Genomic DNA, 14,488 nt, shown 5'->3' on the forward strand with positions numbered 1-14,488 from the left:
ATGTCGATGAAACTGCTGATTCTGGGACTGCTGATGGAGCGGGACAAGCATCCATATGAAATACGTAAAGCCATCAAACAACGCAATTGGAACGAAACCTTCAAGCTGCGGGACGGTTCCCTGTATTATGCGGTGGATCAATTGCGCGGAGAAGGCTTGATCGAAGCCGCCGAGGTTGTCACCGTCCCTGGCGACAACCGTCCGGACAAGACGATTTACCGGATTACAGCATCCGGAAAAGACGCCTTCGAAGATCTCCTTAAGGCGCAGGCCGATCAAATTTCGTATCCCCAGCATCCGCTGTTTCTGACGCTGCCGTTCGTCCGGTATGCGGATCCCCTGAAGGTGGAGGAAGGGATCATTCAGCAGATAACGTATTGCGAAGCCCGGATACAAAGGCTGCAAGCGGTGCTGGCTTTAAAGCGGGACTTCCTTCCGAAAGGTTCGGAGATGATGATTGTAGGCATCATTGATTTCAGCGAAACGGAAAGGAAATTTCTCGGCGGCCTGCTTGAAGAGGCGCGTGCAGGCACGCTCTTTGCAGACGTCAAATGGACGGTGGAAGAAATTGAAGCTTACCTCAAAACCCGTCAGGATGCTGAGGGCAGCAGCCCGAAGTAACGGCAATTGGCACCTTTCACAAGCGCGACCGCTTCTTTCGGCTCCGATGCCCGGAAGCGGTCGTTTTTTCATTAAACGCCGGGTATCCGGCTTGATCCTCCAGATTGCCAATGATATAGTTGCGGTGACGTCTTAACTGCGTACTCCAAACAAGGCAGTGTGATCTGAATTGTCCGACGAGAACAGTGTTCTTCCGGTTTATCATGTGGTTCATGCCGGCTGGGAACTGCAGGACTATGCGTGGTCTTATCCCACCTCGCTCCATCGCTCGCAGGAAACCGACATTGAATATGATCTGACGAAACGCCGTTATATGCGCTCCATGCCTTTTCATTGGCTCATTCTCATCATCGAGGGCTCTTTGGAGATCAGTGCATTCGGCCAACAGTTGAGCGCTTCCCAAGGGGCATGCGTTCATATTGAACCGCATGTTCCCCATCATATCCATATCTCCCAAGCAGCGAAATACATATGGGTACATTTTCGCGCCTATGATCTGGATTTTAACCGCCAGTCATGGAAGCCCGGCTCTCCAGGCATTCCCAATATTGTCGTTCCTGCGAATTCCATAGCGCTTCGCAAGCATTTTCTCGCCATTCTTGAGGAACTAACCGTTCAGCAAGAGCAATACCAGACGCTGGCCAATGGCCATTTATCGCTGCTGCTCGCACATCTTGCCCGAGACGGCGCCGCGATGAAACATACGCGCCATTCCTGGCAGGTGACAGATGAAGCCGTCATTCAAGCCATGGAATATATGAATCAGCATTATGCAGGCAAATTGTCGATCTCCGAGCTGGCACGCCATACAAATCTCAGCCCCAACTACTTTACGACCCGTTTCGGTCAAGTAACGGGCATGTCGCCGAGAAAGTATTTGACTTTGATTCGTATCGGCCATGCGCGGCAGCTTCTTCGTTCGACGACCATTCCCATGACTGCCGTAGCGGAAAGAAGCGGTTTTGATAGTTTTCCTCATTTCAGCCGCATATTCAAGCAATACGAGGGCGTATCCCCCCGGGAATATCGGACCAAACATTAGAGAAGCCGTCCGCTTGCCTGCTTGATTTGTTCCTTACTTTTTAAGCCTTGGCCTCCCCGAGGTCATTTTCGGATAGTGAAAATCGTAGATACCATCAAAAACACCGGAGAAATCCGGTTTTTTTGATGGTATTTGTACTTGTATACTTAATCTAAGTCCTGAAAGGAGCGTTTAAAAAAAAAATGAGAACTATCCATTATGAGAACTATCTCGATAAGGTGTTTGGCGCTTGGATCGGCAAAAGCATCGCAGGGACGATCGGCGCCCCCTACGAAGGACGCAAAGAGCTGTTCGATTATGATTACGATCCCAAAGCGATTCAAGAAATGTTTCCCAATGATGACCTTGATTTGCAGGTGCTCTGGCTGGACGTGATGGAAAGGAAAGGCATCCATATTGATTCATTTGATCTGGCGGAGGCTTTTTACAACCAGGTCCCTTACGCTCCCGGAGAATATGCTTTTTTTAAAAAGAACTTCGCACGCGGCATTCATCCTCCCTTATCCGGCTCATTCAATAACCGCTATTATGTCAATGGCATGGGATGCCCGATTCGTTCGGAGATTTGGGCCTGCATCGCCCCTGGCAATGCCTCCCTTGCTGCGGCATACGCCCAAAAAGACGGCGTGCTGGATCATGAAGGCGACTCGGTCTATATGGAGCAGTTCTGGGCTGCCGTCGAAGCCGAGGCTTTCTTCGAAAGCGATCTGGACCGGCTGTTTGAGCTTGGAGCAAGCTGGCTGCCGCCCAAAACCCGAATCGCTCAGTTGGTGGAAGATACGCTCGCATGGTCCAAAGCCGAAACGGATTGGAGACGTGTAAGAGAGTGGATTATCCGGGATTATGGCCATCCGGACTGCACGAACTTATATCAGAATACAGGCTTCACCTTGCTCGCTCTGATTCACGGCAAGGGAGAATTCATTGACACAACCATGATCGCGCTGAACTGCGGATACGACACCGATTGCAGCTGCGCGACTGCGGGAGCTCTGCTCGGTATCATCCAAGGCGCTCAATATCTGATCGATACGTATCAGTTCTACGATACCAGCTATAAGCTGAGCATCGACTTGACCCGCCCCTCTCTGGACCTCCGCAGCTTGGCGATTGACACATGCAGGGCAGGCCTGACAGTTGCAGTGGAGCTCAATCGGGAGGTCGAAATCATAGATGCGCCTCCTTGGGAGCCGCTTCCAGCCGGATTGCCGCGAAACTTCCATGTTGAGATCGATTATAGGGGAGTCCCCGCAATCGGGGTCGGAGAGAAGCGCAATATCGTCATTAAAATCCGCAAGTACGCCCCCCAGGTTGCGGACACCGAATTGGAGCTTGCGCTACGGGGGCCGGAAGGTTGGCAGGTTGATTTCCAGCCCCGCAATGTAAACGTTACTGCCGATGGCCTGGAGCTGGCATGCTGCGTGACTGTGCCGGCGGAGCTGCCTATCCTCATGGACCAAAATCTGTTTGAGCTGTCGATGAAAGGCGGGCAGGTGTCGCAGCAGTTTACATTCGGTATCGCCGGAGCGGCGGTATGGCAGGTCTATGGACCTTTCTGGGAAAACGTCTGGACTCCTGCTCCTACCGAGCTTGGCGAGTGGTATTACAAGGGGCTGGAAGAATCTTATCCCGACGCGGATGAACGCACGGACATTATCCGGCAATTTCATTTGAATGCACGTACGGATGGAACCAAAGATTATCTTCCATCGGCTCCTGAACCCGTTACACGCCAAACATTCGAAGATCTGGTGGACGTTGCCGATCTCATCGGCTATCAAGGCCCCTGTGTGGTTTATGCGCAGAGACAGCTCTATTCACCCAAGGATCAAACGGTTCATCTTCTGGTTGGACACACCGATGCTTACGAAGTTTGGATAAATGGCGAATGCGTGAGCAAATCAGATCAAGTCGACTGGTGGACGACCGAGAACAGGCACCACTCCAACATCACGCTGCGTGCCGGTCAGAATACGCTGCTTCTGAAATGTATCCGGCGGGGCGCGCATGCCTCATACAGCATGAATTTTTCGGAGAAGGGCAGCTGTATGCCGCTGGTGTTCGACCTGGGATCTTACGTTTAACCTGAAACGGAATGCTTAAACTAAAAAAACAGCCGTATACCCGCTGCAAAGCAGGAGATACGGCCGTTTTGTTTCCATCTGTTTTAGCGGAAATACTTCGCGAGATGACCGGCGGCTTTCACAATGCCCAGCCGCTCTGCCTCAAGCGAACCCCAATAGCGGTGGTCCTCCAGCTCAATGCTGACCGCTCCCTTGTAGCCAATCCGGTCAAGGCGAACAGCGACTTTACTCCATTCCACGTCGCCGTGGCCCGGTATCGTATAACGCCAGGAGCCTTCCGAGAAACCGTATTTCTCGCCGAAGGTGGAGGGAAGAACGCCGCATTCGTAGAGCTCGTCATGAAGAATCTCCGTGTCCTTGCCATGGCAGTGGACAATCCGGTCCCCAAACTCCGTCAGCGCACGAAGATAGTCGATACCCAGCCGCACCAGATGCGAGGGATCGTAATTCAGACCGAAATGCCGGGACGGAATCGCTTCGAACATAGCCCTCCACATTTCCGGTGTGCAGCCCAGTGTCGGATAATATGGCGCCGGTCCCGGCCATCCTTCAATGGCCATATAGATCCCCGTCTGCTCGGCATGGTGGACAAGCTCCGGGAAGGTATCCTTCCAGATCGCAAAACCTTCCTTGCGCGGCAGCGTGAGGTCCTCCGGCACCAGGCACATGAACAGCACGCTTCCGCCCTGCTCCGCAATATCGGACATTTGTTTCTTCTGCGCCTCCACCGCGCCCTGGCGTACCGCTTCGTCCCGGCTTAACAGCCTGGATGTATGTTTCGCGTCGATTGAGCCGATGCCGATGCCGGCCTGCTCGCAGGCCTGCTTCACTTCCGGAGTCAGCTCCGGAACATCCAGGATGTCAAGACCCGCTTCAGCAGCCCACCTGGCGGTCCGGGCAATTCCCTCAGCGCCGATCTTCGGCGGTATGCGCATGCCGATAGGATTGCTCATTATGCCGTTCCCTCCTCTTTAATCAGCTCCGCATCCGGTACATAGCCTGCCGCCTGATAAATCATTTCCGACAGTTTGACCACCTTCAGCGCGAACTCGCCCGGCACAAGCACCTCATGGCGGCCCAGAATCGCATCGATGAAGCTTTTGTCCTGATTAGTGGTCGCCTTCGGCAGCACCGGGATAATCGTCTCCTGCCCCATGCGGCGCAGAGTGATTTTTCCATTATCGTAGAAAATACCGCCGTTTTCTCCGCAGAAGACGAAGGTCTCATGCCAGCATGGCGCATAACCGACCAGATTGAGACCGGCTACCGGCCCTTCCGCAAACCGGATGGATGTGAATGTGTCGATTTCAACATCTGCTCCATGCATATGCAGCTGCGGCTTGACCTCCACAGGCGTGAGTCCGGTGGTCCAAAGCAAAACGTCGATGATATGGCTGCCTGAGTCCATCAGGAACCCCCCGCCGGACAATGCCGGGTTAGCCCGCCATGAACCAGTCGTTCCCTGCCGCCATTCCTGATAAAGCGATGCAGTAACCGAGGTGAGCTTGCCAATCTCTCCGCTTGCGATAGCGTCGCGGATATATAGAAATTCAGGTTGAAAATGGCGCTGATACGAGACTTGCATCACTCTCCCCGCCTGCTCGGCCGTACGGATGAGCAGCTCTGCCTCGGCGGATGAGCAGGTCATCGGCTTCTCAATCAGGACATGCAGTCCTTTACTCAAGACATCGTTAGCCTGCTGGAAATGCAGCGTATGCGGGGAGCAAATAACGACAGCGTCCAGCTCTGCAGCCTCCAGCATATCCTGATAATCGGAGAAAGTCTTGGCATCCTGCAGCCCGAATTTCTCGATAAATGCATCTTGGTTAGCCTTGCTTGTGTCCGCGAGAGCCGTAATTTGCACTTCAGGCAGCTCCAGCAGCTGTCTGGCATGCCATCCGGCGATGCCCCCCGTACCGATCATTCCTACACGAATTTTGCTCATTCGTACAGCCTCCCATAATCAAGTGTGTTCCACTTGCTTTGTCTTCCAGGCATAAAATCACAGCATGTCTGTTTGCACATAACAATCTAATTATAGAGTTGTGAGCGCCTTCTAACAATACAAAATACCGCCAGCTTTCACTTACCGCTGGCGGTTTCTCTTAATTCGAGGAATGAGACTATTTCCTGCCGAACAGGATCTTCAGGTCAACTGTTATTTCCTTTAGTCCCCTTTGGACAATCTCCCGCATTTGCTGCTGCGTGAATCCCCAGGATAAGGGCGTCATCTGGAGCAAGGGACTAATCATGAATGGATACAGCGCACATCTGTACTGTACCTGCTCCGCGTAAACCTGCTTAAAATGCCTGCTGAAAAGCTCGGACGTTCTGCCATCGGAGTCCCTATGACCTGTCTTGGACTCTTGCAGAAGCTCTCTTATTTCTTTCAGATAATTGCCTTCCGGCACTACTTTCACCACCATCCCCTCTTCAGCAAGCATCCTCTGAAACTCGGCATAATTGGAGGGCGATAAAAAATTCAGGATGACCTGGAACTGTCCGGATGCAAACGGACAATTTGCCAGATCGCCCACACACCAGACGGCTTTCGGGTGAGCTTTCGAAGCCATCTGAATACCTATTTTGGAAATATCCAGACCGACTCCCCGAACATCAGCCGGCATAGACCGGACAAGCTTTTCCTGCAGACTGTTTAAATGTGATCCTTCTCCGCATCCGGCGTCCAAAAGATTGATTTCCCTATGTTTCTTCTTGAGTTCCTGCTTGATTTTTGCGCTGATGATCTCAATCACAGGATCAAAAATACCGGTTTCGCCAATCAGTCTTCTGGCTTCAAATAACTGTTTATCGTATTTCGACTGATGAGGCCCGGAGAAAAAGTTCACATATCCTGGCCTGGCTATATCAAAACAATGCCGTTTCTCACAAATTAAACTCCCGGATTCGGCCGTTCTCATCCTGCTCTGACATAAAGGACATCTGAATATCTCTTCGTGGCTTGCCAGTAATGACGTATGTCTATTTCCCTTGTTTGCAGACACCAAAAAAACACCCCATTCATTCGTAGTAAAAGTGAATGAAAGGCACAGAAAAATAAACCTAAGCCTCTTTAAAAAAAATAGGCGAAAGGTTAAGTCTGTGCCTTACATTACCTTAAACGAATGAATTTGATGATCATGGTGGGCAGCTCTCCTTTATGGAAATAAGAATCGGCCTTCGCCGGATCTATAGTATAACATATCGGGAACAGGTGTAAACCTTGCTGCGACGGGAAACCTTTCGGGCAATCCATTGCAGCAAGGCCGGCTGCATACTTGTCTGTTCGTATGCTAAGATTGTAATAGTCCATGGTGGGTTCTCCTGTCCATTTTATGCGATTTCATTCATGGACATCTTTCTGTTCTCAATACGATCATGTATCAATCAAATGAAAAGGAGCTTTGCAATGAGAAAAACGAAGAGGAAAACGATAGCATGGATACTGGTTGCCGGGATATTTATCGGGACGGCAACCTCTGCAGTTGCCGAACGACATATTCGTCTGTTTGCAAACGGATCGGAAGTACAGACTGACAGTCCCCCTCTCATCGTTAACGAAAGAGTGATGATTCCTATTCGAGCGGCAGCCGAGATTCTCGGCAAGAACGTTCAATGGAATGCCCAAACGTCGAAGGTCACCATTGAAGATCAAGAAGTACTTTTGACGCAATATTCTAAAGGAAATCAGAAAGTCAAAATGTGGGGCAACAAGGTGAACGGGGACTATTGGGGAATGAAAATCACGATCGGGGACATCACCCGGAACTTCCCGTTTTGGCATAACGTCGGAAATCCCTCCTATGCCCCCCGGATACTGCTCGAAGACTTGAATCAAGACGGCAAGGACGAACTGTTGGTGATTCTAACAACCGGCTACGGGACAGGACTTAAGGATGAAGAAGCATATATTTTTGACAGTGAATCCTTCAATGAAATTCCATTGGAAGACTGGCAGACCTATGCGTTGAAACATGTCGTGCCGGGAAGAGTCACGGAGGAAGGTGCCCGTATCCGAATCGATAACGTTGAAACGTCAATTCCGCATCACATCCCCGCAGAGGAATTCAAAGGCGACCAGCCCCAGTGGTGGTACGATAGTCCGGCATATGGCCAGGTTATTCGATACGAAGTCCGACAGAATGCCCTCTATGCCGTTTTGCCTTTATGGTATTCTCCGGCACATTCGGCTGGTCAATTGGAAATCCGTTTTTCGTATCAAGACCGCTTTTTTCAAGGGAAGAGCATCGAATATAAGGAGGAGTAAACGTACAAGGGATCGCTCCATAACTAACCACGACGAGGCTGCCGGAATGATGGCGGCCTTTTCTCGATGAACGGGTAGTAAACGCTAATTGACCCCAGGGTGGAAAAGCACACTCGCAAGATGCGTAAAGTTCGAATATTCCTTGACAAGTATATTCCATATAGAGTATATTCGAAACGAGAAAGAAAATTCTGGTTAAAGGAGGTTAGATGTTAGACAAATGAAATGGATAGTTCGCATTCTGCAGGGTTTAGTGGCGATAGACTTTCTGTTTGCCGGAGCCTTGAAGATTTTCTCGAGTGCCGATCAAATTAGGGAGTTATTCACTGACAAGCTGGGTACGCCGGTCGCTTTGATTTACACCGTCGGCATTTTCGAAGCGCTGGCAGGGCTGGTTCTTATCGTCGGCTACCGCAGCCGTAAGGCGGCAGTAGCATCGATCACCGTCATGGTCGCCATCTTGATCGGTGCGACTGCGACGAATCTCGCCGCCGGCCTTGTTGGGGATGCCATGGTCCCATTCGCGATCTTAATCGTCGTTGCCATTCTCTTATACCTGAAGCGCGATGCGCTCAAGAGCAAACGTATAAGGTCAGACTCGAACATTCCGGCTTCCAAGTAATTTAGCATAGGGATTTACCGCTTGAAAAAAGACTCTAAACGGATTTTTAAAAAATAGGATGAGGTGCCCAAAATGGCGTATAAATCAACTCACACGTTCATAAACCTGCCAGTGAAAGACTTGAACCCGTCAAAGGAATTTTTCAGCAGTATCGGCTTTGAGTTCAACCCCCAGTTCTCCGATGAAAACTCGGCATGCCTGGTGATCAATGACAACACATATGTTCAACTGCTGACGGAGCCATACTTTAAGACGTTCGTCAACAAGCCGCTGGCTGATGCCGCCAGCGCCGCTGCCGGGATTATCGCGCTCTCCGCTGACAGCAGAGCGCATGTAGACGAACTGGCGGACAAGGCGCTGGCTGCAGGAGGCAAACAATCCAAAGAACCGGCGGACCATGGCTTCATGTACGTGAGAAGCTTCGAGGACCTGGACGGGCATCTGTGGGAAATTGCCTATATGGACATGGGCGCTTTCTCTCAGGAGTAAACATCACTGTTGAAAAGGCTAAGCGATACAATCGCTTAGCCTTTTCAACAGTGTGCCACGCATAGAGCGATTCGCGGTCAGTTTCTCCCAGCAAATATGAATTCGCCGAAATAGGTTTTGCAATCCATAGTGGTTTAGCCGATATATAACGAATTGACGATAAAATTCATCCTATGTTAGCATTACTTAGGACGGGGGCCACTTGAGTTAATCTATTCTTTGATATTTTATAGACATGGGAGGAATTCACATGAATGAACGATTCATAAACGCAGATGGAATTGAAATATGCTCCGACAGTTTCGGAAATCAAGCTAACCCGGCAATATTACTGATTATGGGTGCGCAATCCTCAATGATTTGGTGGGAAGAAGAATTCTGCACGCGTTTAGCGGATATTGGGCATTTTGTGATTCGTTATGATAACCGCGATGTTGGGCGTTCAACAACCTACGAACCTGGTCGACCGGACTATACATTCGAGGACATGGCAGATGATGCCATTCGGGTATTAGATGCTTATAAGATTAAACAAGCGCATATCTTAGGCATGTCCTTGGGCGGAATGCTGACCCAAATGATAGCTCTGCGGCATCCGGAGAGGGTTCTAACCATCACCCTCCTGTCAACGTCCAATTTTGCACCGGATCTCCCCCCGATGGACGATAAGATTATGGAATTTTTCTCGAATGTGGGAGAAATAGATTGGACAAACGAACGATCGGTAGTCGAATTTGCAATTGCCAGATCAAGAATCCTTGTGGGTTCAAAGCATCCTTTTGATGAGAAAAAAGTTTATCGTTTAGCCACAGAAGAAGTGAAAAGAAGCCATAATATGGCCAGCATCAATAATCACGGCTTGGTGGCAGGCGGAGAATCCTATCTTTCCCGGACAGGTGAAATCAACGTGCCCGCTTTGGTAATACATGGCACTGAAGATCCGATCATCCCCTATGAACATGGACAAAATCTAGCTAACGAAATTCCGGGTGCGGTTTTACTGACTTTGGAAGGTACGGGACATGAGCTTCACTATGATGATTGGAATTTAGTAATCGATACAATATCCAATCACACTTCGATCTCACGTCCCTCCAAGTAATTGATACTGGAAGAATTGTTCCTCGTGTATCATTCGCACTGTATCCCCTTGTTGTTTTGCGTCTTGATAAAAAAACAAGCCGACCCGGATATCCCTGGTCGGCTACATTTTGCTCTCTGATCTACATGGGGTCACGGCTGCGCCCCTCTATACTCTATCCCCTTTTATTTACTGTTACGAAACGACTGCCTTCAGCCATGCATCCGCGATCAAGGTATGCCCGGCCGGGGAAGGATGGACGCCGTCCGCAGCCCAATATTCCATCGGCGCTTGTACCGCTGCTTGGGCGAATAATCCATCCAGCGGGATATAAGCCGCGCCAAATTCCCTTGCCAGCTTGCGAACGGCTTGTATTTTGGGATCCAGATCCTCTCTCCACATCACCCGATCTCCATCTACCGGCAGGACGAATGGCTCTACGAGTACGATTCTGGCGGCGAGCTTTTCTTTCGTCGTGGTGAGCAGCTCTCTATAGATCTGTTCAAATTGCTCCACGGGTATGGGATCGTTGATGCTGTACCTTCTCGCAGCGTCATTGATTCCGACATAAATGGAGACCAGTGTCGGCTTCAGCTCCAGACAATCCGTTTCCCAGCGCTGCTGTAGCTCAACAACACGGTCTCCGCCAATCCCCCGGTTGATGCAGGTGATCTGCTTGTCCGGGTATAGATATTGCAGTCTTCCGGCGACCATCAGCGCATATCCCTTGCCCAGATCGTTCCCGTCCTCCCGGTTCCTCCCGCAATCCGTAATGCTGTCGCCTTGAAATAAGATGATTTCCTTGTCGTTAATCACCATAAATTCATTTACCGCCCTTCTGAAGTGCAAGTATAATAACAATACTATAATAATGGAATCTTCCGCCAAGTCCAATCTTTACCGCTGATATTCAGCCTTTAACCGCACCCTGCAAACCTCCGACGAATTGGCGCTGCATACTGAGATAGAAAACAATGACTGGCACAAGTGAAATCAAGGTACCCGCTGCCATAATCCGAATATCATTGCCGAATGTCCCCAGCAAATAAGCAAGCCCCAGCGAAAGCGGATACAAATCGTCATTCTTCAAAATGATAAGCGGCCACATAAACGAATTCCAGACCGAAATAAAGGAAAACACGCTCAATGTCGCGATTGTTGGCCGCACTAGCGGAACCATGATGCTCCACCAAATCCGGAAGGTGGAACAACCATCCATCTCCGCAGCCTCTTCCAGTTCATTCGGAATATTCAAATACGCCTGCCGCATTAACAGAATGGCGAAGCCTCCAACCAGACCCGGAAAAATCAAGCCCGACCAGGAGTCCACCATCCCCATTTTCTGCAAGAGAATATAGAGCGGTACCAGCTTCCCTTCCTCCGGCAGAAACATCGTACCGATCATCGCGCCGAAGAAAAACAGCCGACCAGGAAATGTAATTCTGGCCAATGGATACGCGGTTAGCGCTGTTATTAATAAATGAGCGGGAATCATCAGCAGCAGCAGCATTACAGAGTTGAATAAATATTTTGGAAAAGGAATCGACGTCCAGGCATCGATAAAATTATCAAAAGTTGGCGGATCCGGAATAAAACTCGGCGGAAACGAGAATACGTCCTGCGTATTCGGCTTCAGCCCTGCGGAAGCCAGCCACAAGAAGGGGCTGATAAATATGAAAGCCAGAATAATGAGAAGAAGATACAACAGTGTTTTGCGGATCATACGCCTCTTCCTCCCCTGGAAATCTTGAAATTGATCATGGTCAACACCATCATCAAAGCAAACAGCACGATTCCCATCGCAGAGGCATATCCCATATTCAACCGGATAAAGGCTTCATTATAGATCTGCATTGGAAGCGAAAGTGTTTCATTCTGCGGTCCGCCTCCGGTCATCACATAAACACTGGTGAAAATCTGTATGGAGGCGAGTGAAGCTAACGTCAATGTGACGGCAAAGATCGGCCGTAAATGCGGCAAATAAATATGCCACAGAATTCGCAATTTTTTGGCTCCGTCTATTTTCGCCGCTTCCACCAGCTCTTGGGACAGACTCTGCAGCGCTGACAAATAGATAATCATATACAATCCCATTGCTTTCCAGACTTCGAGCAGCGCTACGGATGGCAGGGCCGTTCTGGAATCGAGCAGCCAATTGAGTTCATATTGCTTGAGTCCGAATAAATCGAGAAAGGCGTTTATTAACCCCACCGGATGGTATAAATATTTGAATACAATCGCAATCGCTACCATGGATGTTATGACCGGCAAATAATAAAGGACACGAAACAAATAGATGCCGCGCATTTTTAAATTGACCAGCAGCGCAAGCAATAACGGCAAAGAAATAAGCAGCGGAACGATAATCAGGAAATACATAAGCGAATTTCGCAGTGCCTTCCAAAATACGGAGTCCTGATACAATTCCTTATAATTGTCGAATCCGATCCATTTCTCCGGAATGAGCAAATGATACTCCGTAAATGAATAATAAAATGCACTGAGCGTTGGTGCGTATTCGAAGGTGGCTACAAGAAGGACGGCCGGCAGTATGAACAGATATGCAGCCATCCATTTTCTGTGTCTCCTTTTTTTGTTCATTGAAAACTTTCCAGCTGTGTTATCCATGTGAACGCCTGCCTTATTCAAGGGTCGTGTATGAGGACTGGGTTTGCAAAGACGAGACCCGAGGTTCCGCCTTTACATGCCGCTGCTGTTTAGTTTCTATGATTTTGCTAGAGCCGCGTCCCAATAGGCAACAGCGTCGTCAAGTGCTTGTTGGGTCGTTTTGGAGCCAAACAACGCCGCCTGAATTTCCTGCAGGTACTCCGCATTCAGATCATTCTCATTGGTTACGCCGAGATTGCCAAGCGACAGCTTATCAAGCGATTCGATCTGCACTTTACGCGTCAAATCCTTCAGTGTATCTCCCTGGACATCCGTAAAGTAAGCGTCTTTCAGCGTCTCGCTGGTCGAAGGAAAAATGGCTACAAGCTTGCAGAATTCCAGCTGTTTTTGAGCGCTTGTCACAAATAACGCGAAGTCCGCCGCTTCTTTGGGGTGCTTGGACTTTTTGGGAACAAAAAATAACTGAAAATCGGAAATCGGGATCATGCCGGTTTTCCCTGTAACCGTGGGAACCACTTGGATCTTCGGCATGATATTGGGCGCATTCTTCTCCCAATTGTTTATTACAAACGGCTGCGAGGAGCCCGATTGTGCAATCAGCTCGTTATCCATGGTCTGTTGGAGCAAACGATTGTTGGCATTGGCGGCATCCGGAGCAATCGCCCCGTCCTTGTAGGCTTGTACGAATTTTTCTACGAACGCCACATGCTCCGGTGAATTAAATAAAGCTTTTTTCTTATCCTCACTCAGGATCGGAAGTCCTTCCGTCTTGAGAACAGGAATAAGAGGTAAATCATTAGAACCGTATACATTAGGCAGCTTCTCATGAATCTGCTTGCCATAGGCAAATAGCTCATCATACGTCGTGGCTGGCTTGGAGGGGTCCAGTCCCGCTTTTTGGTACAGCTCGGTATTAATGAAACCTACGAGAGGCCCGCCATTATACCAGGGCAGCGCCATCACTTTGTTATTGTAAGTAACGCCATCCATCATCCCTTGAATGTATGGGCTGAATGTGCTGCTATCCGTATACAGATCGGATATTGGCGTGACCGCGTCATACTGTACAAGCTGTGACAACCCTTGCGTCGTTTCATTGACGATGTCGGGTACATGGTCTCCGGATAGAGAAGTAATCACTTTCTTGGTCATCTCCGCACCAGGTACATCCACCCATTTGATCTTAATATTGGGGTGCTCTTTCTCATAGGCTTGAATCAGGTTTTCCGTAATGTAGCCTTCAAAATTCTTCTTCAGGTTAATCGTCCAAAATTCCAGCTCAATCTGTTCGGCGGCAGCCCCTGACGGCTCCGCTTGATTCGTGGTCTCCGGCGCATCGTTTTCGTTTGATTTTGCGCAACCGGCTAGTAAAACAACGATCATGACAACAACTAATGCGACAACCTGTAACCGGCCTCTTTCTTTCATATAACGATCCCCTGCCTTTTTTTAATAACGTGACCTGAAACACTGAATATTCATCTTGTTCATTTAAGAGTTGGCGATTGAGCCAACTTTCAAAAACATCTCCCGGCCTCACCACCTCTAGAGCTTTTCTCACATTGATATTACATAATTATCAGAGAGAACAACGGTCATATCCATTTTAAACCAGACAGATTTTGATATTTCTTAACAGCTACAGAAAAAATGT

At 49.2% G+C, this 14,488-nt stretch carries 15 protein-coding genes; 7 read left to right on the forward strand and 8 right to left on the reverse strand.

Annotation, left to right across the window (positions count from 1 at the left end):
• From IEY46_RS19925 to IEY46_RS19935, 3 genes are all read left to right on the forward strand, one after another.
• A complete protein-coding gene (locus IEY46_RS19925; protein ID WP_188994287.1) occupies window positions 1-621 on the forward strand; it encodes a PadR family transcriptional regulator in 621 nt (206 codons plus the stop codon).
• 169 nt (window positions 622-790) lie between these two features.
• Window positions 791-1,663: an AraC family transcriptional regulator gene (locus IEY46_RS19930; RefSeq protein ID WP_188994289.1), complete on the forward strand. Its 873-nt coding sequence runs from the start codon at window positions 791-793 to the stop codon at window positions 1,661-1,663.
• A gap of 182 nt (window positions 1,664-1,845) precedes the next feature.
• Entirely contained in the window at window positions 1,846-3,747 is a 1,902-nt protein-coding gene (locus tag IEY46_RS19935) for an ADP-ribosylglycohydrolase family protein (RefSeq protein WP_188994291.1), read from the forward strand.
• An 83-nt stretch (window positions 3,748-3,830) separates the two neighbouring features.
• On the opposite strand, the gene IEY46_RS19940 is transcribed toward IEY46_RS19935, so the two are convergent.
• The 4 genes from IEY46_RS19940 to IEY46_RS19955 all read right to left on the reverse strand — a co-directional run bounded on the left by IEY46_RS19940 (window position 3,831) and on the right by IEY46_RS19955 (window position 7,060).
• Complete coding sequence (locus IEY46_RS19940; protein WP_188994293.1) at window positions 3,831-4,700, reverse strand: sugar phosphate isomerase/epimerase family protein; 870 nt, start codon at window positions 4,698-4,700, stop codon at window positions 3,831-3,833.
• Window positions 4,700-5,692, reverse strand: a complete 993-nt coding sequence (locus IEY46_RS19945) for a Gfo/Idh/MocA family protein (RefSeq protein ID WP_188994294.1) — start codon at window positions 5,690-5,692, stop codon at window positions 4,700-4,702. Before IEY46_RS19945 ends, IEY46_RS19940 begins: the two co-directional genes overlap by 1 nt.
• 178 nt (window positions 5,693-5,870) lie before the next feature.
• On the reverse strand, window positions 5,871-6,752 hold the full coding sequence (locus IEY46_RS19950; protein ID WP_373288842.1) for a putative RNA methyltransferase: 882 nt from the start codon (window positions 6,750-6,752) through the stop codon (window positions 5,871-5,873).
• Window positions 6,753-6,859: 107 nt separating this feature from the next.
• Window positions 6,860-7,060 (reverse strand): hypothetical protein, encoded by a 201-nt coding sequence (locus IEY46_RS19955; RefSeq protein WP_188994298.1) that lies wholly within the window; start codon window positions 7,058-7,060, stop codon window positions 6,860-6,862.
• A gap of 96 nt (window positions 7,061-7,156) precedes the next feature.
• On the opposite strand from IEY46_RS19955, the gene IEY46_RS19960 reads away from it, so the two are divergent.
• The 4 genes from IEY46_RS19960 to mle all read left to right on the forward strand — a co-directional run bounded on the left by IEY46_RS19960 (window position 7,157) and on the right by mle (window position 10,227).
• Window positions 7,157-8,014: a stalk domain-containing protein gene (locus IEY46_RS19960; protein WP_188994300.1), complete on the forward strand. Its 858-nt coding sequence runs from the start codon at window positions 7,157-7,159 to the stop codon at window positions 8,012-8,014.
• Window positions 8,015-8,234: 220 nt separating this feature from the next.
• On the forward strand, window positions 8,235-8,636 hold the full coding sequence (locus IEY46_RS19965) for a DoxX family protein (RefSeq protein WP_188994302.1): 402 nt from the start codon (window positions 8,235-8,237) through the stop codon (window positions 8,634-8,636).
• 72 nt (window positions 8,637-8,708) lie between these two features.
• Complete coding sequence (locus tag IEY46_RS19970) at window positions 8,709-9,125, forward strand: VOC family protein (RefSeq protein ID WP_188994304.1); 417 nt, start codon at window positions 8,709-8,711, stop codon at window positions 9,123-9,125.
• Window positions 9,126-9,375: 250 nt separating this feature from the next.
• The gene (gene mle / locus IEY46_RS19975; RefSeq protein ID WP_188994306.1) at window positions 9,376-10,227 is read left to right on the forward strand and encodes an alpha/beta fold macrolide esterase; all 852 of its coding nucleotides are present in this window, start codon (window positions 9,376-9,378) and stop codon (window positions 10,225-10,227) included.
• A gap of 174 nt (window positions 10,228-10,401) precedes the next feature.
• On the opposite strand, the gene IEY46_RS19980 is transcribed toward mle, so the two are convergent.
• From IEY46_RS19980 to IEY46_RS19995, 4 genes are all read right to left on the reverse strand, one after another.
• Entirely contained in the window at window positions 10,402-11,025 is a 624-nt protein-coding gene (locus IEY46_RS19980; RefSeq protein ID WP_188996041.1) for an SGNH/GDSL hydrolase family protein, read from the reverse strand.
• A 91-nt stretch (window positions 11,026-11,116) separates the two neighbouring features.
• Window positions 11,117-11,929 carry a carbohydrate ABC transporter permease gene (locus IEY46_RS19985; protein ID WP_188994307.1) on the reverse strand — a complete coding sequence of 271 codons (813 nt, stop codon included), beginning with the start codon at window positions 11,927-11,929 and terminating at the stop codon, window positions 11,117-11,119.
• Complete coding sequence (locus IEY46_RS19990; RefSeq protein ID WP_188994309.1) at window positions 11,926-12,777, reverse strand: carbohydrate ABC transporter permease; 852 nt, start codon at window positions 12,775-12,777, stop codon at window positions 11,926-11,928. The genes IEY46_RS19985 and IEY46_RS19990 overlap by 4 nt, the downstream gene beginning before the upstream one ends.
• A gap of 153 nt (window positions 12,778-12,930) precedes the next feature.
• Complete coding sequence (locus IEY46_RS19995; protein WP_188994310.1) at window positions 12,931-14,262, reverse strand: ABC transporter substrate-binding protein; 1,332 nt, start codon at window positions 14,260-14,262, stop codon at window positions 12,931-12,933.
• Window positions 14,263-14,488 lie beyond the last annotated feature (226 nt).

The organism is Paenibacillus nasutitermitis (assembly GCF_014641075.1).
Taxonomy (GTDB): Bacteria; Bacillota; Bacilli; order Paenibacillales; family Paenibacillaceae; genus Paenibacillus_Z; species Paenibacillus_Z nasutitermitis.

Bases quoted from the DNA above. Each gene is read 5' to 3' on its own strand.
- IEY46_RS19935 (WP_188994291.1), top strand. From the start codon at position 1,846: ATGAGAACTATCCATTATGAGAACTATCTCGATAAGGTGTTTGGCGCT.
- IEY46_RS19955 (WP_188994298.1), bottom strand. From the start codon at position 7,060: ATGGACTATTACAATCTTAGCATACGAACAGACAAGTATGCAGCCGGC.
- IEY46_RS19960 (WP_188994300.1), top strand. From the start codon at position 7,157: ATGAGAAAAACGAAGAGGAAAACGATAGCATGGATACTGGTTGCCGGG.
- IEY46_RS19945 (WP_188994294.1), bottom strand. From the start codon at position 5,692: ATGAGCAAAATTCGTGTAGGAATGATCGGTACGGGGGGCATCGCCGGA.
- IEY46_RS19995 (WP_188994310.1), bottom strand. From the start codon at position 14,262: ATGAAAGAAAGAGGCCGGTTACAGGTTGTCGCATTAGTTGTTGTCATG.
- IEY46_RS19990 (WP_188994309.1), bottom strand. From the start codon at position 12,777: ATGGCTGCATATCTGTTCATACTGCCGGCCGTCCTTCTTGTAGCCACC.
- IEY46_RS19985 (WP_188994307.1), bottom strand. From the start codon at position 11,929: ATGATCCGCAAAACACTGTTGTATCTTCTTCTCATTATTCTGGCTTTC.
- IEY46_RS19925 (WP_188994287.1), top strand. From the start codon at position 1: ATGTCGATGAAACTGCTGATTCTGGGACTGCTGATGGAGCGGGACAAG.
- IEY46_RS19980 (WP_188996041.1), bottom strand. From the start codon at position 11,025: ATGGTGATTAACGACAAGGAAATCATCTTATTTCAAGGCGACAGCATT.
- IEY46_RS19940 (WP_188994293.1), bottom strand. From the start codon at position 4,700: ATGAGCAATCCTATCGGCATGCGCATACCGCCGAAGATCGGCGCTGAG.
- IEY46_RS19970 (WP_188994304.1), top strand. From the start codon at position 8,709: ATGGCGTATAAATCAACTCACACGTTCATAAACCTGCCAGTGAAAGAC.
- mle (WP_188994306.1), top strand. From the start codon at position 9,376: ATGAATGAACGATTCATAAACGCAGATGGAATTGAAATATGCTCCGAC.
- IEY46_RS19965 (WP_188994302.1), top strand. From the start codon at position 8,235: ATGAAATGGATAGTTCGCATTCTGCAGGGTTTAGTGGCGATAGACTTT.